18 protein-coding genes are annotated in these 21,043 nt (G+C 68.8%); 8 read left to right on the top strand and 10 right to left on the bottom strand.

Features of this window, described 5'->3' with window-relative positions; genetic code table 11:
• Positions 1-4: 4 nt before the first annotated feature.
• From JFC09_RS00115 to JFC09_RS00125, 3 genes are all read right to left on the bottom strand, one after another.
• Complete coding sequence (locus tag JFC09_RS00115; protein ID WP_198391966.1) at positions 5-595, bottom strand: SRPBCC domain-containing protein; 591 nt, start codon at positions 593-595, stop codon at positions 5-7.
• Between the two features lie 158 nt (positions 596-753).
• Complete coding sequence (locus JFC09_RS00120; RefSeq protein WP_198391967.1) at positions 754-1,998, bottom strand: Ig-like domain-containing protein; 1,245 nt, start codon at positions 1,996-1,998, stop codon at positions 754-756.
• A gap of 114 nt (positions 1,999-2,112) precedes the next feature.
• Positions 2,113-3,222: an Ig-like domain-containing protein gene (locus tag JFC09_RS00125; RefSeq protein WP_198391968.1), complete on the bottom strand. Its 1,110-nt coding sequence runs from the start codon at positions 3,220-3,222 to the stop codon at positions 2,113-2,115.
• A gap of 303 nt (positions 3,223-3,525) precedes the next feature.
• Here JFC09_RS00125 and JFC09_RS00130 point away from each other — a divergent pair, with 303 nt between their 5' ends.
• Complete coding sequence (locus JFC09_RS00130) at positions 3,526-4,281, top strand: SDR family oxidoreductase (protein WP_198391969.1); 756 nt, start codon at positions 3,526-3,528, stop codon at positions 4,279-4,281.
• A gap of 184 nt (positions 4,282-4,465) precedes the next feature.
• Positions 4,466-5,716, top strand: a complete 1,251-nt coding sequence (locus JFC09_RS00135; RefSeq protein ID WP_198391970.1) for an ATP-binding protein — start codon at positions 4,466-4,468, stop codon at positions 5,714-5,716.
• 15 nt (positions 5,717-5,731) lie between these two features.
• Here the strand turns inward: JFC09_RS00135 and JFC09_RS00140 are convergent, their stop codons facing one another.
• The 5 genes from JFC09_RS00140 to JFC09_RS00160 form a co-directional block, all read right to left on the bottom strand.
• On the bottom strand, positions 5,732-7,165 hold the full coding sequence (locus tag JFC09_RS00140; RefSeq protein WP_198391971.1) for an MFS transporter: 1,434 nt from the start codon (positions 7,163-7,165) through the stop codon (positions 5,732-5,734).
• Positions 7,166-7,251: 86 nt separating this feature from the next.
• Complete coding sequence (locus JFC09_RS00145; protein ID WP_198391972.1) at positions 7,252-8,688, bottom strand: MFS transporter; 1,437 nt, start codon at positions 8,686-8,688, stop codon at positions 7,252-7,254.
• Between the two features lie 5 nt (positions 8,689-8,693).
• Complete coding sequence (locus JFC09_RS00150; RefSeq protein ID WP_198391973.1) at positions 8,694-9,902, bottom strand: CaiB/BaiF CoA transferase family protein; 1,209 nt, start codon at positions 9,900-9,902, stop codon at positions 8,694-8,696.
• 59 nt (positions 9,903-9,961) lie between these two features.
• Positions 9,962-10,774 carry a CoA-transferase subunit beta gene (locus tag JFC09_RS00155; RefSeq protein ID WP_198391974.1) on the bottom strand — a complete coding sequence of 271 codons (813 nt, stop codon included), beginning with the start codon at positions 10,772-10,774 and terminating at the stop codon, positions 9,962-9,964.
• Complete coding sequence (locus JFC09_RS00160; protein ID WP_198391975.1) at positions 10,771-11,778, bottom strand: CoA transferase subunit A; 1,008 nt, start codon at positions 11,776-11,778, stop codon at positions 10,771-10,773. Before JFC09_RS00160 ends, JFC09_RS00155 begins: the two co-directional genes overlap by 4 nt.
• 115 nt (positions 11,779-11,893) lie before the next feature.
• Here JFC09_RS00160 and JFC09_RS00165 point away from each other — a divergent pair, with 115 nt between their 5' ends.
• The 5 genes from JFC09_RS00165 to JFC09_RS00185 all read left to right on the top strand — a co-directional run bounded on the left by JFC09_RS00165 (position 11,894) and on the right by JFC09_RS00185 (position 17,362).
• Positions 11,894-12,907: a LysR substrate-binding domain-containing protein gene (locus JFC09_RS00165; protein ID WP_198391976.1), complete on the top strand. Its 1,014-nt coding sequence runs from the start codon at positions 11,894-11,896 to the stop codon at positions 12,905-12,907.
• 76 nt (positions 12,908-12,983) lie between these two features.
• Positions 12,984-14,225 carry an acetyl-CoA C-acetyltransferase gene (locus JFC09_RS00170; protein WP_198391977.1) on the top strand — a complete coding sequence of 414 codons (1,242 nt, stop codon included), beginning with the start codon at positions 12,984-12,986 and terminating at the stop codon, positions 14,223-14,225.
• Between the two features lie 2 nt (positions 14,226-14,227).
• Positions 14,228-15,487, top strand: coding sequence for a CoA transferase (locus JFC09_RS00175; protein ID WP_198391978.1), 1,260 nt, complete (start codon positions 14,228-14,230; stop codon positions 15,485-15,487).
• A gap of 87 nt (positions 15,488-15,574) precedes the next feature.
• On the top strand, positions 15,575-16,363 hold the full coding sequence (locus JFC09_RS00180) for an electron transfer flavoprotein subunit beta/FixA family protein (protein ID WP_198391979.1): 789 nt from the start codon (positions 15,575-15,577) through the stop codon (positions 16,361-16,363).
• Positions 16,364-16,411: 48 nt separating this feature from the next.
• On the top strand, positions 16,412-17,362 hold the full coding sequence (locus tag JFC09_RS00185) for an electron transfer flavoprotein subunit alpha/FixB family protein (RefSeq protein ID WP_198391980.1): 951 nt from the start codon (positions 16,412-16,414) through the stop codon (positions 17,360-17,362).
• A 315-nt stretch (positions 17,363-17,677) separates the two neighbouring features.
• Here the strand turns inward: JFC09_RS00185 and JFC09_RS00190 are convergent, their stop codons facing one another.
• Positions 17,678-18,229 (bottom strand): hypothetical protein, encoded by a 552-nt coding sequence (locus JFC09_RS00190; RefSeq protein WP_198391981.1) that lies wholly within the window; start codon positions 18,227-18,229, stop codon positions 17,678-17,680.
• 765 nt (positions 18,230-18,994) lie between these two features.
• A complete protein-coding gene (locus JFC09_RS00195) occupies positions 18,995-20,413 on the bottom strand; it encodes an FGGY family carbohydrate kinase (RefSeq protein ID WP_198391982.1) in 1,419 nt (472 codons plus the stop codon).
• Positions 20,414-20,547: 134 nt separating this feature from the next.
• Here JFC09_RS00195 and JFC09_RS00200 point away from each other — a divergent pair, with 134 nt between their 5' ends.
• Positions 20,548-21,018 carry a hypothetical protein gene (locus tag JFC09_RS00200; protein ID WP_198391983.1) on the top strand — a complete coding sequence of 157 codons (471 nt, stop codon included), beginning with the start codon at positions 20,548-20,550 and terminating at the stop codon, positions 21,016-21,018.
• Positions 21,019-21,043 lie beyond the last annotated feature (25 nt).

The raw sequence follows: 21,043 nt of genomic DNA on the forward strand, positions 1-21,043 counted from the left end.
CCGGTCATCCCGCCAGGTCGAAGTTCTTCTCGTAGGCGTCGCGCAGGCCTTCCCAGCCCACCGCCAGCGCGTCCTCTCCGATGACCCGTTCGACGTCCTGCCCGTCGAGCACCAGGGTGAGCACGGCGAAGCACACGTGCCAGCCGGCGGCGGTCATCGGCACCAGATCCTGCTGCGTGAACGTCTGCGTGAGCGCGAGGTGGGTCGAACGAGTGGCGCCCTCGAGCACGTCGTCCTCGACGTGCACGTCCGATTCCGCGAGCTCCCACAGCACCTCCCCCATGCCCCAGGCATGGCGCAGGACGGTGCCGGGCTCCAGCTCGATGACCCGGGCCTCGGTCGCGGGGGCATCCGGGGTCTCCCGCGCATGTGCGGGCCCCACATCGGTGAGCGGGCGGTCCGGGACGATCGGCGACCACAGTGCCAGCAGCTCCGGCTGCGTGAGGTAGTCCCACAGCCGCGACGGCGACGCATCGACCGTCAGACCCAGCGTCAGCAGCGTGGTCCCGTGCGCCAGCGTCTGCGACTCCGCGGACACGGGGACGGATGCGAGCGCGCCGGTGACGGCGGAGACGGTCGAATCGGACAGCGGCATACAGGACTCCTCATCAGTGCGCTCGGGACGCTTCGCGGCCTGCGCTCAGGCGCATTCCACCCGACCCTATCGGAGGGCACCACGCCGGGACGGACACGTGCGAGCGGGTGCCCCGACCCTGTCGGAACACCCGCTCGCACACGCGGGACGTCAGGCGATCATGCCCGCCTGCGTGCTGCGATGAGCGCAGTCGCGCCACCGGCCACCAGCAGTGCACCCAGGCCCAGCGTCATCAGAGCGCTGGTACCCGTGCGGGGCAGGCGCGGCGACTTCGGATTGTCGTCCTCAGGCGGCGGCGCAGGCGCATCGGTCGTCTCCGACGGTGAAGGCGACGGGGACTCCGGCGTCTCCGACGGTGCCGGCGACTCCGGGGTCTCCGACGGCTCCGGGGAACCCGGCGTCTCTGAAGGCTCCGGGGACTCGGGGGTCTCCGACGGTGTCGGTGTGGGGCTCGGCGTGACGATCTGGTCGCCGTCACCCTCACCACCGGCGTCGGTGACGACGGTCTCTGCACCCGGCTCGTCCGTCTGATCCGTGACGGAGACGGTCGCCTTGTTCTCCACGACCTCGACGCCCTCCGGCACGATCGTGGGGATGATGAGCGCACCGATCTTGCCGTCCGGCACGTCGTAGATCGTTCCCTCGACGAGGGTCTCCGTGCAGGTCACGTCGTGGTTCTCCGCGAGTTCGGAGCTGTCCCAGTGGCCCTTGTCGTCCAGCGTCCAGATCTCCACGCGGAGGTCGTCGCACACGAACGTCTGCCCCTCCTGCGCTTCGTCGACGAAGGTCACCTCGTCATAGCCCAGCGGGCCCATGACGATCCACTCCACGATCCCGGACTCCGGGTAGTAGGTGCCGTGCTTCTGCCCCTTGTCACGATCGTTCACCCAGTCGCCGTCACCCGGCTCCTCGATCTCGATCTTCACCGAGTCGTCGAGGTTCCACTCGATCGTCACGTCGTCACCCGGTTCCGCGTCCTCCGACACCTCGAGCCAGAAGAAGGCGGTCCCGGACACGTCGGTGTGGTCCGCCACGTAGTCCGTGAGCGTGAAGACGACGGCACCGTCGACGACCTCCGCCGTCGCGATGACGTTCCCATCCGGGTCGAGCACCTCGAAGGACTCCTTCATGGGCAGGAGCTCGTCCGGCAGCTGCATGCTGAAGGTGTCGCCCGGCTGCGCGGAATCCGGCACTTCCCAGGTGATGTCGACGCGGAAGCGGTCACCCGGCGCCACAGACCCATCGGTCTGCACGTCGGTGATGACGTCTTCGAGCTCCGCCGCATGTGCCTCGTTCTGCGTGGGCACGAGGAACGCGAAGACAAGTGTGAGCGCCGCGATCAGGGCGACGATCGGCAGCGCGGCTGGTCGCCGCTGCGCCTGTGTCCGTATTGCAGGTTGCACGTGGGATCCTCCCGTGGACTGATGTCGTTCGACGGTGCAGTCTCCGCGGTCACGTGTGTGCGGACTGCACCGAACCGCCCTCACGATACACGGACTGCACGGTTTACGGAATGTTCACTTTCTGCGGCGCACCATGACCGCGGCGATCAGCGCGGCCAGGAGCACGAGCAGCCCCAGCGCTATCACCGCGGGCGCGCTCTTCCACAGCTGCTGGTGCCACGCGTCGGCCGCCTGCGGCTCGCCGTCCCAGGCGGCGAGCCCGTCCTGGGCCCCCTCGCCGCCCCCGTCGCCGCCGGCCCCGGCGCCCTCACCCACGGCCTCGCCTCCGCCCTGCCCGCCGGAGGAGGTGACGATGGACTCGGCGGTCGGCTCGTCGGTACGTCCGTCGACCGTGATGGCGGCGGTGTTCTCCACCTCCGTCGCGTCCTCCGGCACCAGGGTCGGGATGATGATCGCGCCGATCTTCCCGCGCGGCACGTCCCGGATCGTGCCCTGCACGTGGCCCTCAGTACAAGTGACATCGTGATTCTGCGCGAGGAGTGAGCTGTCCCAGTGGCCACCCACGTCCAGATTCCAGATCTCCACCCGCATCTGTGCGCACAGGAAGACCTGCCCGCCCTCCGCGCTGTCGTCGAACGTGACGGAGTCGTGACCCAGCGGCCCCATGATGATCCACTCGACCACCCCGGTGTCCGGGTAGTACTCGCCGTACGTCTGCCCCTTGTGCCTGCTGTTGATCCACCCCTCGTCGGAGCGAGGCATGACCTCGACCGTGGTCGCGCGACCGCCACCCCAGCCGATGTCGACGAAGCCACCCGGCTGTGCACCGTCGACGACCTCGACACCGAAGTGGATGACCCCGAACACGTCCGCGTGGCTGTCCACGTATTCGGTGAGTGTGAAGTCGACGCCTTCGTCGACCGCGGCGGCGTGGGCGATGACGTCACCGCGGGGATCCGTCACGTCGAAGGACTCCTCCAGGGGCTGCAAGGCGTCGGGCAGCTCGATACCGAAGGAGTCATCGGGCCGAGCCTCGTCCGGCAGCACCCAGTCGACGTCGATCCGGAACGCCTCACCGGGAGCCGCGCGACCCACGGTGCGCAGGTCCGTGACCACCGTGTCGAGCTGCGCCGCGCTCGCCACGACCCCCGGAGTCAGCCCCGGCGAGGCGACGACTGCAAGCGCCGCGATCAGCGACGCCCACCACGACCACGCAGCAGGCACCCGCGAAGGAAGGATCCGACCGGCTCGGATGCTCCTGAGGGTTGGATCGACGATGGACACTCCTACTGAGAACGGCACTCTCGCCGCGCGGCCCGCCCGGAACCGCCGGCGCCCGGACCCCTCCGGGATCCCGTCATGGTACACGTCCTTCCGTTTTCGTACATGGATGGGCCGAGGCCGCCCACGGCCAGCGAGATGCGTTTCCTCCAGCTGGATCATGGCCTCCAGGCCGTTGACGCGGGTGGCCGCATATGACAGATTGCCAATCAAACGATCAGTAAGTATCCGCTCGAAGGAGAGTCCATGTCTGCACGTTTCCAGAACAAGGTCGCGATCATCACCGGCGCTTCACGGGGCATCGGCCTGGGCATCGCCCAGCGCCTCGTCGACGAGGGTGCACGCGTGCTCATCACCGCCCGTGGCGAGGACGCCCTCAAGGAGGCGGTCGACCAGCTGGGCGGGCCCGACAAGGCGATCTACGCGGCGGGGAAGGCCGACGACGCAGGACACCAGGACGAGGCGATCGCGCAGGCGACGGAAGCGTTCGGTCCGGTGGACATCCTCGTGAACAACACGGGCATCAATCCCGTGTACGGGCCGCTCATCGAGATGGAGGATCGTGCGATCTCGAAGCTGTTCGACGTGAACGTCCTGTCGACCATGCAGTGGACCCGCAAGGTGTACGAGTCCTCGATGAAGCAGCACGGCGGGTCGATCGTCAACCTGTCGTCCGTCGCCGCGGTCCGCCAGCCGAACATGATCGGCTTCTACGGTGCGACGAAGTCGATGATCACTCACATCACCAAGCAGTACGCGATGGAACTGGGCCCGGACATCCGTGTCAACGCCATCGCGCCGGCCGTCGTGAAGACGAAGTTCGCGGAGAAGCTCTACGAGGCGGGTGAGGAGAAGGTCGCCGCCGCGTACCCCCTCAAGCGCCTGGGCGTGCCGGAGGACATTGCGGCCCTCGCCGCGTTCCTCCTGTCCGACGAGGCGTCGTGGATCACCGGCGAACTGGTCGTCGCGGACGGCGGTGTCACGCTGGGCGGCGGCGCCTGAGGTCACGCCCCGCACCGCAACGGCGTGGAAGATTTCGGCGGCAAGCGCCCACATAGCGACACTGCGGACCACATCGCTTATGGAGTAATGTCAAGGTCAATCATGGAGTAATCACAAGGTCGACCATGGAGTAATCCACGACCCACCTGGCACCTCTTCCGGGGTGGACGCTAGAATCCACTCCATGACCGCCTACCTCCCGCGCATCGTCGATAACGAGCTCGCGCGTGGGCTCCTGACCGTCGGGGCAGTGCACATCCGGGGTCCACGGGCCAGCGGAAAGACGAGAACGGCCCGCCAGGTGTGTGCTTCAGAGATTCGACTGGACACGGAATCCCCCGAAGCCTCACTCGCACGCATGGAACCTCAGTCGGCACTCCCCGGGCCCGTACCGCGCCTCATCGACGAGTGGCAGGCTGTACCTGCGATCTGGAACCACGTCCGCCACGAGGTGGATGACAGAGCCGCACGGGGGCAATTCGTCCTGACAGGCTCTGCCACACCTGCAGATGAGGCCCCCAGACATTCGGGCGCGGGGCGCATCCGATCTCTCACAATGAGGACGATGACGCTGCAGGAGCGCGGCGTGGACGCGACACCCGTATCGCTGGCCAGCCTGTTCGACGGGAGCCTGGAGCCGTCTAGCGGCACCCAGGCATCAGTGTCCGATTACGCCGAATGGATGGTACGCGGCGGCTGGCCCGGCTGGACGGACCTCGACCACATGGATGCGCAGGACGCTGTGTCGTCGTATCTGGAAGAGATGAGCGAGCACGATTTCCCCGAACTCGGGGGACCCCGTCGCGACCCGCGGCGTTTCACTGCGTTCCTCACTGCCTACGCTGGGTTGATCGGTCAGCCCTCGACGTTCGCCGCGATCCAGCGCAGAATGGCAGATGTCACCGGCGCAGCACCGTCCGCCGAACTCGTGAGTTCACTGCACGGCTTCGCTGAGCGTCTGTTCGTCCTTGAGGACCAGCCGTCCTGGAGCACCCGGCTCCGATCCAAGACACCCTTGGTGCAGACCCCCAAGCGGCACCTCGCCGACGTGTCTCTCGCCCTCAGCCTCCTGCGTGCTGGAAGGGATCGGCTGCTCACAGACCTCCAGACACTGGGCATCGCCTTCGAGTCCCTTGCGGTGCACGAACTGCGGGTGGCGGCTCAAGCCATTCGAGCACGTGGGGTCTTCCACCTGCGGGACACCAAAGGTCGCGACGAGATCGACATCATCGTCGAAGACGCAGACGGCGCGTGGGCGGGCTTCGAAGTGAAGCTGTCTCACCAGCGTGTCGATGAAGCGGCCCACCAGCTCAATGCTGTCGCGTCCAAGGTCGAACGTGCACCGGCGGCCCTCGCCATCATCGTGCCCAGCGGTCCGGTCGTCCGTCGCTCCGACGGAGTGTGGGTCATACCGCTGGCCTCACTGAGCCCTTGACCCTGTAGCACGCCCCTACTCCCGCGGTGTCGCACCCACCCGCGCGGCGAACAGGGCGAACGCTGCGGTGAGCAGCACGGTGGCGAGTGTCGTCCACCCGTAGGCGGTCGTCATCGGCATGAGTTGGGTGAGGCCGGCGAAGATCGTCGACAGCACCGCGATGCCCAGCCCGATCCCGGTCTGCTGCGCGGTGGCGACCAGACCACCTGTGAGTCCGGCGGCCTCGTCCGGCACTGCCGCCATGACGACGGACACCAGCGGGCCCATCATGAGTCCCTGTCCCCCGCCGATCAGCACGCCGACCAGCTGGTACCACGCGAAGAACGGCTCCACCCCGGTGAGCGCGACCGCCCCCAGGCCCACCAGGCCCACCCCTTGGACCACCGATGCCATCAGCAGCGTCCGCCGTCCACCGGTCACGGTGCCGCCCCACCGCACCACGATCCGCGGTGCCAGTGCGGAGGCGATGACGAACGCGACGGCCAGCATCGCCGTCGCCGCCCCGGACTGCCACGGCGACAGCCCGAAGCCCTGCTGGCTGAGGATCGCGTAGTTGTAGGCGAATCCGCCGATCATCATGAAGAGCAGGCAGGCGAGCGCCATCCCGGTCCGCACCGCCGGCTCCCGCAGGATCTCCAGCGGGAGGATCGAGGCGCGGCCGGACCGCTCCCGCGACCGTGCGTGCAGGGCCAGCAGTCCGAACCCCGCCGCCGAGGCCCCCAGCAGCACCGCTGTCCACACCAGCGGGCCCGGTGGAGACAGGGGTGCGGCCAATTCGATGGAGGACACGCTGGTGAGTCCGGCGATGAGGAGCAGCAGGGCCACCGCGACGAGGGCGGAGCCGCGCGCGTCGAGTCCGAGCGGTTTGGGCGACCGGGTCTCCGTGAGGTGGCGGGCTCCCAGCCAGGCGATGACCGCGAGCAGGCCCACGCTGCCGAAGGCGGCCCGCCAGCCGATGGTCTCACCGAACGCGCTGTTGACGCCGCCGCCGATCACCTGACCGGCGACGGTGCCGCTGCCGGCGAACATGCTGTAGAAGCCCACTGCGCGCAGGCGTGCCCGTCCGGTGAGGATCGCCTGGATGCTCGCGAGCACCTGCGGCGTGGTGATGGCGGCGGCGCAGCCCTGGAGCAGTCGGGCGACGACGAGGAATTCGACTGTCGGGGCCACGGCGGTGAGTGTGGCGGTGAGCGCCCACGTCAGCGTCCCGATGCGGAACATGTGGCGCCTGCCCCACCGGTCGCCCAGACGCCCGAAGAAGATGAGGCCCGCCGCGAACGTGGCCGAATACGCGCCGACCACCAGCGAGGTCCCGGAATCCGATATCTGCAGGCCGTTCTGGATGCCCGGAGCGGAGATCGCCGCGACCGCGATCGTGTAGGTCGCGAGGAACGTGACGACGTACAGCGGCCAGACCGTGGAACGTGCGCCCTCCTGCGGCTGCTCCAACGCACCCTCCCACTTACCAGTCGAACACTCGTTAAATTACGAGCCTGAGGTCACTCTAGACCACCTCGTCACCGATTCCCGGCTTGTCAGGAGCCCCGCACCTCCATGCGCTGCAGCGGCCCTCCTGCGACCACCAGCCACAGCGCGGCCGCCGCTGCGATCGCAGCACCCACGAACATGAGCAGCATGGAGCCCACCGGGTAGAGCAGTGCCGTCCACGCGAAGCCGGTCGCCAGGCCGATGAACCGTGCGGTGTTGTGCATGCCGAACGCCAGGGAGTTCTTGCCCGTCGCGGACAGGGACACGGAGAACGCGGCGATGCTCTGCCCGGCGTTCGTCGCGACACCCATGAGCAGCAGCGCCAGCACGATGCCGATCGCCTGGACGGCCGTGAGCGCGTCTCGCGGCCCCCAGTCCAGCCACACCCCCAGGAGCAGCGGGACCGCGATGAGGACGGTGAGAGCGGCGATCGAGGTCGCCCAGCCGCCCCACCGCGCCCGCAGCGCGGACGTGAGACGTGCGGACGTCGCCATCGCCGCGGCCATCGAGAAGACGATGATGCCCACTGGCCCCGGGCCCAGGTGCAGGTTCTGCGCGATCCACAGGGGCAGGGACGACAGGACGATCCCCATGATGAACATCGCCGTCGCGGCGAGCGCGGTGGCGCGCGCGTACCGCCGCTCCAGCAGCGCACGCGGCGCGACGAGGCGGTCGGACCGCCTGGCCGCGATCAGCAGGAACGCGACGCCGCTCACCAGGGCGGCACCGCCCACCACGACGTCCGGGCCCCACGGGACGCGCTGTCCGATCATCGTCGCCGCGACGACGAACAGCCCGATCGACAGCATGAGAACCATGACGCCGGGTGCGTGGATGGGCACCTTCCGCCCCGGGATCCGCGGCACGGTGAGGAGCACCGCGACCAGGAGGACGGCGGAGAAGACGCCCGCGAACCCGAAGACGCCGCGCCAGCCCAGGAACTGTGCGACGAGGCCACCGATCGGCGGCCCCATCGCCTGCCCGACCCCGATCGCCGCCGCCCACGCCGCCAGGGCGGTGGCACCCTTCGCGGGCCACAGCACGGGGAGGGACCGCTGCACGCCCGGCGGGAACGTCGCACACGCGACCCCCTGGACCGCGCGCAGCACGATGAGCATCTCGAGGCTCAGGGAGAACACCGCGGCGAGCTGCGCGACGGACAGCAGCGCGAGTCCCACGGCGACGACGCGGATGGGCCCGAAGCGGTCGCACAGCCACCCGGCCAGGGGGACGAAGACGGCCATCGCGACGGTGTAGGCGGCGACGCTCAGGACGACCCGACTGTCGGAGGCGCCGAAGTCCTGCTTGATCCAGTCCAGCGGCGCGTTGATGATCGTGCCGCCCACGGTGCCGGCGGACGTCGTGCCCAGCAGCGCGAGGTACGCGAGCCGGCCGGGAGTGCGCGACGAGGCGCGGTCACGATCCCCGCCGGGCTGCCGACCTTCGCCGGGCTGTCCCCGATGTTCCCCCGGCGGTCGGCTCATCCGGTTCAGGCCTCCTGCGCGGACGAGCCGGCCGGCGCCTCGGGCGGGGTGCTGAGCCACTGGCGGATGCGGTCCGAATCCTGCCCCAGCGTGGGAGGCGCCAGGTCGTAGGCGACCTGCGTCCTCGACAGGGTGATGGGGTTGCGGACGGTGGGGACGACGCGGTCACCCGTGCCCGTCGGGACGACAGGGTCGAGGCCCATCGATTCGGCCAGCTGCACGCCCTGCTCGACCGAGTTGATCGGGGCGCACGGCAGTCCGGCGGCGGTGAGCAGCGCGTACCACTCCTGCGCGTCCTTGTGGGAGAGCGCTTCGATGAGCAGCGGCTCCAGGTCCTTGCGGTGCGTGTTGCGGGGGAACGCGGCGGCGAACCGGTCGTCCTCGAGCCACTCCGGGCGGCCCACACCGTTCGCCAGCATCGCGAACTGGCGGTCGTTGCCGCAGGCGATGATGAGGTCGCCGTCCTTCGTGGGCATCGGCTGGTACGGGTAGAGGCTGGGGTGCTCGTTGCCCATCCGGTGCGGCACGGTGCCGCTCGCGACGTACGCGCTCGACTGGTTGACCAGCCCGGACAGTGCGGACGACAGCAGGTTCGTGTCGACCTTCTGGCCTTCGCCGGTGTGCGTGCGGTGCTGGAGGGCTGCGAGGATGCCGATGGTCGTGTGGAGGCCCGTCATGACGTCGAAGATCGCCACGCCGGCGCGGAACGGCTGCCCGTCTGCGTCGCCGGTGAGGCTCATGAAGCCGGACAGCCCCTGGATCAGCAGGTCGTATCCCGGTTGCGGGTTCGATGGGCCGAACCCGGTCACCGATGCGTACACGACGTCCGGATTGGCGTCCTTCACCGCGTCGTAGTCCAGCCCGAACTTCTGCAGCCCGCCGGGCTTGAAGTTCTCCACGATGACGTCCGCCCGGCGCGCCAGCTCACGGGCGAGCTCCAGATCGTCCCCGTCTGTGAAGTCCAGGACGATGTCGTACTTGTTGCGGTTGATCGACAGGTAGTACGTCGAGTCGTCGCCGCGGACCGGGGGCTTCCACAGGCGCGTGTCGTCGCCGCCGGGGCCTTCGACCTTGATGACGGTGGCGCCCAGGTCCGCGAGCATCATCGTCGCGTAGGGCCCCGCGAGCACGCGGGAGAAGTCTGCGACCACGATCCCGGCCAGCGGGCCCTGGCCCTCCCGGTCGAGGATCTCGTGGAGGTCTTCCGTGCTCATGTGCGTGCGTGCTCCTTGTTCGAGTGGTTCAGCGGGGTTCAGCGGGCAAGGCGGTCGGTTCAGCGGAGGTAGAGGCGGACGGTGTCGATCTCGTCGCGCAGCAGGCGGACCTCCTCGAGGGTGGGCTCCGCGGTGGACTGCACGTGGTCGGCGATCTTCAGGTCCCAGCCGGTGGCGTCCTTCACCTGGTCGACGGTGACGCCGGGGTGGGTGTGGGTGAGGACGAGTTCGCCGAACCTGTCCTCCCGCTGCAGCACTCCCAGGGGTGTGATGACGACGCTCACGCCGTGGCCCTGGGGCGGGATCCCCTCACCGGATGCCCGCGCCGCGACGGGCGACGGGGAGGTGACGAAGTCCAGTTCCGCGGGGAACGACGCGTGGTCGTGGCGGCGGATGATGACGAAGACCTCACCGGCGTTCGACATGATGTCGGAGGCGCCGCCGGATCCGGGGAGGCGGACGGTGGGTCGCTCCCAGTCGCCGATGACGCTCGTGTTGAGCGATCCGTGCCGGTCGATCTGCGCTGCTCCCAGGAAGCCGACGTCGACGTTGCCGCCCTGCAGCACGTACCCGAACAGCGCCTGCATGCTCACGACGGATTCCGCGCCGGACACCAGCACGAAGTCGGCGATGCCCTCCGCCATCTCCTCCGGGTGCGCGCCGGTCACCCCGGATTCGTAGATGAGCTCGATGTCGCGGTTGAGGGTCCGGTGGGCCAGGTCGACCGCCAGCGTCGGCAGGCCGATGCCTGCGAACACGGTCGACTTGCCGGCGAGCATCTTCGCCGCCGCGCAGACGATGAGTTCCGTCTGCGAGTAGTCGGGCGCCGTCGCCGAGGCCGCAGCCGCCTGCCCGTCGATCGTTCCTGTCATCGTTGGGTCCCTCCGTCGTCGTTGGCCGCCGAGGCCGTCTCCCCCGTCGCACGGGCCCCCGCCGAGGCCGCTCCAGCTCCCGCTGGCATCCTCCTGCCGTAGTCCACCGGCTGCGAGGGCCGGGGGGCGACGGTGAGGGGGGCGAGCTGCTCCTCCCCGATGGTCGCGAGGTACTCCTCGTGGTCCGCGGTCCCCCGCACGTGTGTATCGAGCCATTCCTGCACCCACGCCTTGTCCTTGGCCTTCTTCGGCCACATCCGGTAGAACGCGTTGTCGCGGTCGTAGGAGCCCTGGACGTAGGAGGGGTGCGCGCCGCGCGGGACGACGCAGACGGCGTCGACAGCGTGGGCGGGGATGAGGGTGCGGTTGGGGTCGGAGCGGACGACCTCGTCGTCGACGATCTCCTCGACGGTGACGATGACGCGTTCCGCGGCGTAGACGGCTTCCTGCTGGATGCCGGTGATGCCCCAGATCTGCACGTTGCCCTTCCGGTCCGCGCGCTGCGCGTGGACGATCGTGACGTCCGGGTTGAGCGGGGGCACGACGTAGGCGGAGCCTTCACCGTAGGGGTTGTCGACCAGCCGGATGTCGGGGTTGATCTTCGGCAGGTCGGAGCCCGCGTAGGACCGGATCGGGATGAACGGCAGGCGGGAGGCACCGGCGTGGTAGCGCAGCACCATCGCGTGGTGGCTGTACTCCTCGACCTCGAGCGGTGCGGGGTCGTGGTCCTCCAGCCGGCGGCGGATCTCGTAGAGGGCGCCTGCTGAGCCGGACGCGAAGAACGAGCAGACCAGCCGGTCCACGCATCCCGCGCCGATCATCATGTCCGCCAGCAGATCCGGGGTCATGCGGCAGAACGTGAGGCCGCGGCGACCCTGGCGGATGATCTCGTGGCCCGCGGCGAACGGGATGAGGTGGCTGAAGCCCTCGAGCGCGATCGAGTCGCCGTCGTGCACCAGCGCCCGGATCGCCTCTGGCAGCGGCAGGACCTTGTCCTTCGCCATGTGTGTGTCCACCCCTCGTTCGTCAGCTGTGCCGACGCCAGATTAAGTCACTTTTCACAGGGAATCCAGTATTCATACTTACCAAGATGACATAAATCATGGCATAATCGTCTGTATGGAGCTCCAGCAGGTGCGTGCATTCCTCGCCGTCGCAGAGGAACTGCACTTCGGTCGTGCAGCGGAGAGACTGGGCATCGCCCAGCCGCCGCTCAGTCGTGCGATCCGTCAGTTCGAGCAGGAGCTGGGGGCGGAGCTGTTCCACCGCACCACCCGACAGGTCGCCCTGGCGCCTGCCGGGGAAGCGCTGCTGGCCCCGGCCCGCGCCCTGCTCGCTGCGGCTGAGACCGCCCAGCAGTCCGTCCAGATGGCGTCCGCCGGTGACGTCGGCCGGGTGCGCCTGGGCCTGGGCACCCTCTCGTCGCACCGGGTCGCCTCCCGGCTGGTGGCGGAGGCGCATCGGCGCAAGCCGGGCATCACGGTCGATCTGGAGAGCAACGTGTACTCGGAGGAGGGCATCGCCCGCCTGCACGACGGCACCCTGGACCTCGCCCTCATCCGCTGGCAGACGCAGCCGCCGGGCATCGCCGGCCGCCCCGCCCTCTTCGAGCGCCCCATGGTGGCCGTCCACGCGGAGCACCGCCTCGCCGGCCGGTCCTCCGTCACGATCGAGGACCTGCGTGACGAATCGTTCATCCTCCTGCCCACCGATCCGGGGTCGACCATCCGCGACCTCACCCTCCACTGGTGCTACGAGGCGGGCTTCAGTCCCCGCATCGTGCAGGAGGCCCCGGACTCCCAGCTGGTGAGCGCGCTCGTCGCCGCGGGGATGGGCATCACTGTCACGTACGACTCCGTCATGGCGCACCTCCACGACCCGAACCTGGTCGCGGTACCGCTGTCGATCGCGCACGACCCGATCGTCGTGTACCTGGCCCACCGCGAGGGCGAGCAGGCCCCGGCGCTGCGCGAAGTGCTCGCCGCCGCCGAGGCCGCGGTCCCCACCCCGATCCCGCCCCCGCACACTGCTCCCAAGAAGGTGGGCGCCCGGCACACGGCGTCCCCGAGCGCGGCCTCCCGGGACGCGACCCCCGCGTCCCACCAGTCGTCGGCCCCCGCCACACCCCTCTGACTCATCCGCCCGTCCCGACCTCACACTCATTCATTCCCGACCGCATCCACTGATCCCCGATCCACAAGGAGACACTGTGACCCAGACCCCCGCTTCAGCGAACGACATCGTCATCTGCGAGCCGCTCCGCTCCCCGGTGGGCGCGTTCGGCGGCCAGTTCAAGGACATCGCGCCGGAGGAGCTGGGCCGTCAGGTCGTCACCGCACTGCTGGAGAAGACCGGCATCGACCCCGACGTCGTCGACGACGTCATCTTCGGCCAGTGCTACCCGCACATGGAGGCGCCGGCGATCGGCCGTGTCGTCGCCCTGGACTCCGGCATGCCGGTGACCGTCCCCGGCCGTCAGGTCGATCGCCGCTGCGGCTCCGGTCTGCAGGCGGTCGTCGACGGCATGGGTGCGATCGCGACCGGCGGCGCGCAAGTCGTCATCGCCGGCGGTGCGGAGTCCATGTCGCGCGCACCGTTCTTCAACGAGGACATCCGCTGGGGGATCCGCGGCGGCAACGTCGAGCTCAAGGACGGGCTGGTCCGCGGTCGGCTGACCGCCGGCGGCAAGAACTTCCCGGTGCCCGGCGGCATGATCGAGACGGCGGAGAACCTCCGCGAGGAGTACTCGATCGGCCGTGAGGAGCAGGACCGCCTGGCCGTCGAATCGCACCGTCGTGCGACCGCCGCCACGGACAGCGGCACGTTCGCGGAGGAGATCGTCCCGATCACGATCGCCGCGACCCGCAAGCAGCCGGAGCAGCAGATCACGCTCGACGAGCACATCCGCCCCTCCGCCAACCTGGAGTCGCTCGGCAAGCTCAGGGCGCTGCGCGGGAAGATCGACGAGAACTCCACCGTCACCGCGGGCAACGCCTCCGGCCAGAACGACGGTGCGGCCGCCACGATCGTCACGACACGGGCGAAGGCGGAGGCGCTGGGCCTCAAGCCGCTCGTCCGCATCGTCAGCTGGGGGCTGGCAGGCGTCCCGCCGCGCACCATGGGCATCGGCCCGGTCCCCGCGACCGCAGCGGCCCTGGACCGTGCGGGTCTGGAGCTGAAGGACATCGACCTCATCGAGCTCAACGAGGCCTTCGCCGCGCAGGCCCTCGCCTGCACCCGCGAATGGAACTTCGGCGAGTCCGACTTCGAGCGCATGAACGTCAACGGCTCCGGCATCTCGCTGGGCCACCCCGTGGGCGCCACGGGTGTCCGCATCCTCACGACGCTGGCACGGGAGATGGACCGCCGCGGTGCCCGATACGGACTGGAGACCATGTGCATCGGCGGCGGCCAGGGACTCGCCGCGATCTTCGAGCGCGTGGAGGCCTGAGCATGACGGCCCCCTCCACCGGGACAGGCCCGGGACCTCGGCGTCCTCTGGACGGGTTCACCGTCGTGGAGAACGATTCGTTCGTCGCGGCACCATCGGCCTGCCTGGCGCTCAGCCAGATGGGTGCGGAGGTCATCAAGATCGACCCGCTGAAGGGCGGTCCGGACATCGACCGCTGGCCCATCACCCCGGAGGGGCGCTCCATCTACTGGGGCACCCTCAACCGGGGGAAGCGGTCCGTCGCGATCGACCTCCGCTCCGAGGAGGGCCGGGAGCTCGCCCAGGCGCTCATCACCGCCACCGGCGAGGACCCGGCGAAGACCGGCATCTTCGTGACGAACAACGTGGGCCGGAGCTTCCTCACGGACGACGTGCTGCGTGCCGAGCGCAGCGACCTCATCCACGTGAAGGTGCAGGGCACCGCATCCGGCGGCCCCGGCGTCGACTACACCGTCAACGCGGAGACCGGCATCCCCGGGGTCACGGGGCCGGCCGAATCGCCGAGGCCCGCCAACCACGCGCTGCCCGCCTGGGACCTGCTGTGCGGGCAGGCCGTCGTCACCGCCGTGGTGTCCGGGCTGCTGCAGCGGTCCACGACCGGTGAGGGCACCTACGCCGAGGTCGCACTCGAGGACATCGCCCTCGCCGCGGTCGCGAACCTGGGCTGGTACACGGAAGCACTCCAGCCCGCCGGGGAGCGGGCCAAGCACGGCAACCACATCTTCGGCACGTTCGGCACGGACTTCACCACCGCGGACGGCCGCTCCGTCATGATCACCGCGATCACGACGCGGCAGTGGCAGGCACTCGTCGACGCGACCGGCATGAACGCCGTCATCGACGCGCTGCAGGCCGCACTGGGCGTGGACCTGTCGCTCGAAGAGAACAGGTATGCGCAGCGGGAGACACTCGAAGCGCTGCTGAAGCCGTGGTTCGCCGCCCGCACTGTCGCAGAGGTGACCGATGCGCTCACCGGGACCGGCGTCCTCTGGGCCCCCTACCGCAGCATCGGGGAGGTGGCAGCGGACGCTGCCGGGGCCTCGGCGGCGGGGGTCGCGACCGGCGTGCTCCGGGGGCTCGCCTCGGAACAGCTGGGTGAGATGCTCGTGGGCGCGAACCCCATCCGATTCGACGGCCACTACCTCTCCGGCGAACGGCCCACCGTCCTCGGCGAGGCCACTCACCAGGTGCTCAGCGAGAAGCTGGGACTGTCCCAGACGGAACTGGGAAGACTCTCTGACTCCGGTGTCCTGAACAGTTGATAACGTAAGGGAACCGACCCGAACGTGCGGTGCGCCACAGCGCCGTGGAAGGGGAATGCGGTTCCCAAGGAAGGATTGATCACTCCCATGCGGATTGTCACTTTTGTCAAGTACGTGCCGGACGCCGCAGGCGACCGCTCCTTCGAGGCCGACAACACTGTCGATCGCGAGACCGACGGCCTGCTGTCCGAGCTCGACGAATACGCGATCGAAGAGGCCCTCAACCTCACCGACAAGGACAAGGGCTCTGAGACCATCGCGGTCACAGTCGGCCCGGACGATGCGAAGGACGCTGTGCGGAAGGCCCTGCAGATGGGCGCCGACAAGGGCGTGCACGTGAATGACGACGCCATCTCCGGCGCCGACGCCGTGGGCACCGCCAAGATCCTCGCCGCCACCGTCCAGAAGGTCGAGCAGGACGAAGGCCCCGTCGACCTCATCATCACCGGCCTGTCCTCCACCGACGGCCAGATGTCCGTCATCCCCGTCATGGTGGCGGAACTTCTTGGCCGCCCCGCCGCGACGCAGGGCTCCGCTCTGGAGGTCACCGACTCCACGGCGACGATCCGCCGCGACGGCGACACCGCTTCGCAGTTCATCGAGGTGAACCTGCCGGCGCTCGTGTCCGTCACGGACCAGATCAACGAACCGCGCTACCCCTCCTTCAAGGGGATCATGCGGGCGAAGAAGAAGCCTGTCGCACAGTACGACCTGGGCGACCTGGGCCTCGACGCCTCCGCAGGCGGCGCCGGCGCGTGGACGCAGATCACCCAGCTGCAGCAGGCCCCCGGCCGCACCGCAGGCGAAGTCGTCTCGGACGAGGGCGACGGCGGGCAGAAGCTCGTCGACTGGCTCGCGTCCAAGAAGCTCGTCTGATCCGTCCGCCCCACATCGACCACATACGCGAAGGAAGAGAAGCGCACTATGTCTGAAGTTCTCGTTCTCGTCGACCACGCGGACGGCCAGGTCCGGAAGTCCACGCTCGAACTGCTCACGTTCGCACGCCGCGTCGGCACCCCCGTCGCCGTCTTCGTCGGCGACGCAGCCGCCGGTGAAGCCGCAGCCTCCACGCTGGGCGAATACGGTGCGGAGAAGGTCCTCGTGGCCTCCGACTCCGCCTACGGCGAATTCCTCGTCGCCCCGCAGGCAGAGCTGCTCGCAGCGCTCGTGCAGGAGCGCTCCCCCGCTGCGGTCCTCGTGACCGCCGGTACGGAGGACCGTGAGGTCGCCGCCCGTGCCGCGATCAAGACCGGCTCCGGCATCATCACGGACGCCGTCGACGTCGCCGCCGATGGCACCGCCGCACAGCAGGCGTTCGCCGCGTCCTACGACATCACCGGCAAGGTGACGCAGGGCGTGCCGTTCATCGTCGTGAAGCCCAACTCGACAGCTCCGGAAGCGGCTGCAGCCGCAGGTGCGGTCGAAGCGGTGTCGTTCGCTCCGACGGACGCCGCGAAGACCGCACGCATCGTCAAGGTCGAGGAGAAGCCGGCATCCGGCCGCCCGAACCTCACCGAAGCGGCGATCGTCGTGTCCGGCGGCCGTGGCACCGGCGGCGACTTCGCCCCCGTCGAAGCACTCGCGGATTCGCTGGGTGCTGCCGTGGGTGCCTCGCGCGCCGCGGTGGACGCCGGCTGGTACCCGCACTCCCACCAGGTGGGCCAGACGGGCAAGGCCGTGTCGCCGCAGCTGTACGTCGCAGCGGGCATCTCCGGTGCGATCCAGCACCGCGCCGGCATGCAGACCTCGAAGAACATCGTCGCCATCAACAAGGACGACGAAGCACCGATCTTCGAGCTCGCCGACTTCGGTGTCGTGGGCGACCTGTTCCAGGTCCTCCCCCAGGCCACGGACGCCGTCAACGCACGCAAGTGACCCCCACGGCGTGAGCACGTGGCGTGGGCGCGGCGTGAAGTGCGCGGCGTGAAGTGCGCAGCGTGAGCGTTGCGCCAGCGCTGACACGCCACTGAAGTGGCTGACTGCGCAAGCAGTGAAGGGTCCTGCTGGACATGAACCCCCCTTGTGGGGAACATGTCCAGCAGGACCCTTACTCATTCATCTCCGTCCATCCAGTCACCTACGTCCGCGTACACGCCACCTCTTCACCTACGTCCGCGTTCCGGACAGATTTTTCGCGTCTGACGGTCCTGTACGCGGACGTAGATTCGCGCGTTTCATCACTTGTCACGCTCATCGGTCCAGCGCCGCCGCGAGCAGGGCGACGATGCGTGAGGTGGACATCTTCTTCCCCACGCGAATGCAGATCCACCCGGCCGCCTGGAACGCAGTCGAGCGTTCGAGGTCGTGGGAGAACTGCCAGTCGTCACTCCGATGGTGATCACCTTCGTACTCCAACGCGACTTTGGCGTCCACGTACGCAAGATCCGGGTGCAGCTCACCGATCGGCGTCATGACTGCGTGGCCGACAACGGGCTCAGGCAGGCAACAAGCCACGAGCTCGAGCCGCAACCATGTCTCCCGCGGTGACCCGACCCCGGAACGCGCTCTTTCCAGGGCCTTCCTCAACCTCCTGCTGCCGGGGAACATTCGCCCGTTATCCACGACCTCCTGTATGCGTCCAGGCGTGAGGTCGTCGTCTGCAGGGCCACTCCACGGACCGCACAGAGCTTCGATCACCGCGATGAGTTCGTTTTCTGAGAACACCGGGCTGATCTGCCGGAGCACCTCTGATGGCTCGGCCACTGCGATTCCCCATTCCGTCGTGTGCGGAAGCTCCTTCACGCGATGAGCGCGGAAGCCCGCAGTGCTCACGTTCGACCGAGACGGGGTGACATCTATCGGATGAATGGAAGAGGACGGCGGTACCGGCCACCCCAAGAACCGAGCCGCAACGACGTGAGAAAGGACCGCATCCGGCCGTCTCACCTGCAAAGCCGCAATCTTCGTGCGCAGGGCGAACCACTCGTCATCGGCCCATGAAGGGACTCTCAGGATCTCGGTGCGATCAGGGTGCACGTGCACGCCTCCGATGATCGGTCGACGCGACAGACGGGTCCGCACCGTGGTCGCACGCAGACCGTGGTGGGATGCAGTCGCATAGGTGACGAGGATCGGCACAGACGCGAGTCGAGTCGCACGGCGAAAGCTGCTCATGACGGCAGAGCGTAGGAACCGGCCTCACCCGACGTCTGCGGTCGGCCGAACCTGTGGACGGGCCGACGTTGTTCACACGGGGACTGTACGCAACGAAGACCACGAGTACGACAGGGCTTCGGACGCACAACGGGTGACCACGGGGACAGGCCCCGACTCACGGCTCCTGATGCGCCTACGTCCGCGTTCCGGACCAACTTCTCGCGCCGCGCGGTCCTGTACGCGGACGTAGGTGGTGAGGGGGCAGGGACTCCTAGTGTCGCGCGCGTCGATTTGAACTGGCCAGTAGGAGTTCTTACACTTGTTCAGTCTTGAAGGCCTGGGCATCGGGTCTGCATCACCCTCACGGGAAGATGTGCCCCCGCTGCCCGGGCCTTCAGCATGTTCGGGGCACTACCGACCGTCGAGTGGAGCGATCGCGTGCTCCACGCCCAGGGCGTCGAAGGCCACGCGCGCGCAGGACACGAGCCCGGCTTCCGCATCGGAAAGCAGGTCGACCGGGACCCCCACCGCCTGCTCGAGGATCTGCCGCACCATCGGTGAACGCACCACTCCCCCGGTCGCGGGAAGGCGGGAAGGACGTGCACCCAGACGATCCAGCAGCGCGGCCACATCGTCCGCCACATGACTGACGACCTCGGCATAGGCAAGACCTGCCGCGTCTGCTCGAGTGAGTGCCGCCTCGGCGTAGGCGTGTGCATCCGGCGAATGCGGGTCGGTGAGCTCAAGGAGGTCTCGGCGCGCGTGTTCGAGCGCCTCACCCGCGGCAGGCAGCCGCGCGATGGCGAGGTGCCCCGCCGGATGCACGAGCCGGTGGTGCTGCGGGTGCTCGCCTGTTTCCGCAGGCAGCGGAAGATCCGACGCGAGAGTGGGGTCGATGAACGCCACCCACCCCGTCGTCCCCAGGTGCAGGTAGGCGCTTCCCGGCACGCTGCCGACCATCCCGTCCGTCGCGGATCCCGCATCCCCCAGCGCCATGACGACAGGCGTCCCCGCGGGGACGTCGAAGGTGCGGGCGGCCTGAGCGGTCACGTGCCCGACGACGCCGGGGTCCACGAGACGCGGCAGGCGGAGGTGCGCAGGGACCAGCGCCGTGCCTTCGGGTGACCGCAACGGGATCCAGTCATCGGTGCGCGGGTCGAAGAAGCCCGTGGTGCTGGCGGTGAGACGGTCGCACACACGGACGTTCGTGAGAGCATGCGCGACCCACCCGGCGGCGGAGAAGAGCGCTGTCGCGGATGCCGCCATGGCGTCCGGCACGTGGCGGGTGACGTGGAGAATCTTGGGCGGCAGCGAGTCCGGCCCAGGCGGGGGTGTGACGGCCACCTGCGGCAGCCATGTGGGGTTGGTTACGGTGAGGGCGGCGTGCTCGGCAGCCGCGTGCGTGTCCGAGTAGAGGACCACCGGATGGGTGGGCCGGCTGTCCTCGCCCAGGAGGATGAGGTCCTGCATCTGCCCGGTCACCGCGATCGCAGCGAGCTGCGGGGGCGAGGAGCTTGGGGCTGCAAGCACTGCGTCATCGTCGGAGGAGCAGGGCGCCATGCCGGCGGTCGCGGCGAGGCACTGCTCGATCACGTCACGGACCGCCCTCCCCCAGTCCTCGACCTGCTGGTGCATGAGACCGTCGGGACCGCGGGTCGTCGACAGCGGTGTGTGCGCCTCCGCCGCCATCGTGCCGTCCGCGCCGATGAGAGCGGCCTTCACGTGGCTGGTGCCAAGGTCGATCGCCAGGACTGCTCCGGACGGGCCCGAGCAGCGCGATGACTGCGGTGTGGAGTGGACGAAGCGTGGGGGTGAGGCGTGCGAAGTCACCGCTTCATCGTAGTGAGCGAGGCGATCGATGTTCCGCCCGGACGGATTCCGAGCAAAGGACACCTTGTGGCTATGGCGTGCGTCACGTGAAGGATAGACTGAGAGCGAACTGCTGGACGATCGGGGAGGGACGCATGAAGAAGCGGTTGATTCTACTGGCGGGCGTGGGCGTGGGGTTCGTGCTCGGCTCGTATTCCGGACGCGCCAGCTACGAGAAGCTGCGTGCACAGGTCGACCAGCTGTGGTCCGATCCTCGCGTGCAGGAGCAGTTCGAGAAGGCCGGCGAGACGGTGCGCGAGAAGGCGCCGGAAGTAGCCCAGGCCGTCAAGGACAAGGCTCCCGAGGTCGCCGCCGGTGTGCAGTCAGCCGCCGCGTCCGCAGTCGCCGCGAGCAAGGACAAGTTCGACGACCTCACGCACGGCCACGACGACGAAGACGACGATCCGCAGGGCGATGACGCCGTCGACGATGCCCCCGACGGCGCGGACCTGGACGCGGACGACCGTCCCGTCGACGATGCGCTCTCCGCCGACTCCGTCGACCCCGACATCGTCTCCGACCCGTCGACGCTGCCGGAGGAGGAAGGGCCGGTCGGCCACTCCTGATCACCGAACCCGGCTGAAGGCGCAG

The sequence above is a fragment of the Brevibacterium yomogidense genome (assembly GCF_016107685.1).
GTDB lineage: Bacteria > Actinomycetota > Actinomycetes > Actinomycetales > Brevibacteriaceae > Brevibacterium > Brevibacterium yomogidense.

Bases quoted from the DNA above. Each gene is read 5' to 3' on its own strand.
- JFC09_RS00115 (WP_198391966.1), bottom strand. From the start codon at position 595: ATGCCGCTGTCCGATTCGACCGTCTCCGCCGTCACCGGCGCGCTCGCA.
- JFC09_RS00130 (WP_198391969.1), top strand. From the start codon at position 3,526: ATGTCTGCACGTTTCCAGAACAAGGTCGCGATCATCACCGGCGCTTCA.
- JFC09_RS00135 (WP_198391970.1), top strand. From the start codon at position 4,466: ATGACCGCCTACCTCCCGCGCATCGTCGATAACGAGCTCGCGCGTGGG.
- JFC09_RS00145 (WP_198391972.1), bottom strand. From the start codon at position 8,688: ATGAGCCGACCGCCGGGGGAACATCGGGGACAGCCCGGCGAAGGTCGG.
- JFC09_RS00150 (WP_198391973.1), bottom strand. From the start codon at position 9,902: ATGAGCACGGAAGACCTCCACGAGATCCTCGACCGGGAGGGCCAGGGC.
- JFC09_RS00155 (WP_198391974.1), bottom strand. From the start codon at position 10,774: ATGACAGGAACGATCGACGGGCAGGCGGCTGCGGCCTCGGCGACGGCG.
- JFC09_RS00160 (WP_198391975.1), bottom strand. From the start codon at position 11,778: ATGGCGAAGGACAAGGTCCTGCCGCTGCCAGAGGCGATCCGGGCGCTG.
- JFC09_RS00165 (WP_198391976.1), top strand. From the start codon at position 11,894: ATGGAGCTCCAGCAGGTGCGTGCATTCCTCGCCGTCGCAGAGGAACTG.
- JFC09_RS00175 (WP_198391978.1), top strand. From the start codon at position 14,228: ATGACGGCCCCCTCCACCGGGACAGGCCCGGGACCTCGGCGTCCTCTG.
- JFC09_RS00180 (WP_198391979.1), top strand. From the start codon at position 15,575: ATGCGGATTGTCACTTTTGTCAAGTACGTGCCGGACGCCGCAGGCGAC.
- JFC09_RS00185 (WP_198391980.1), top strand. From the start codon at position 16,412: ATGTCTGAAGTTCTCGTTCTCGTCGACCACGCGGACGGCCAGGTCCGG.
- JFC09_RS00200 (WP_198391983.1), top strand. From the start codon at position 20,548: ATGAAGAAGCGGTTGATTCTACTGGCGGGCGTGGGCGTGGGGTTCGTG.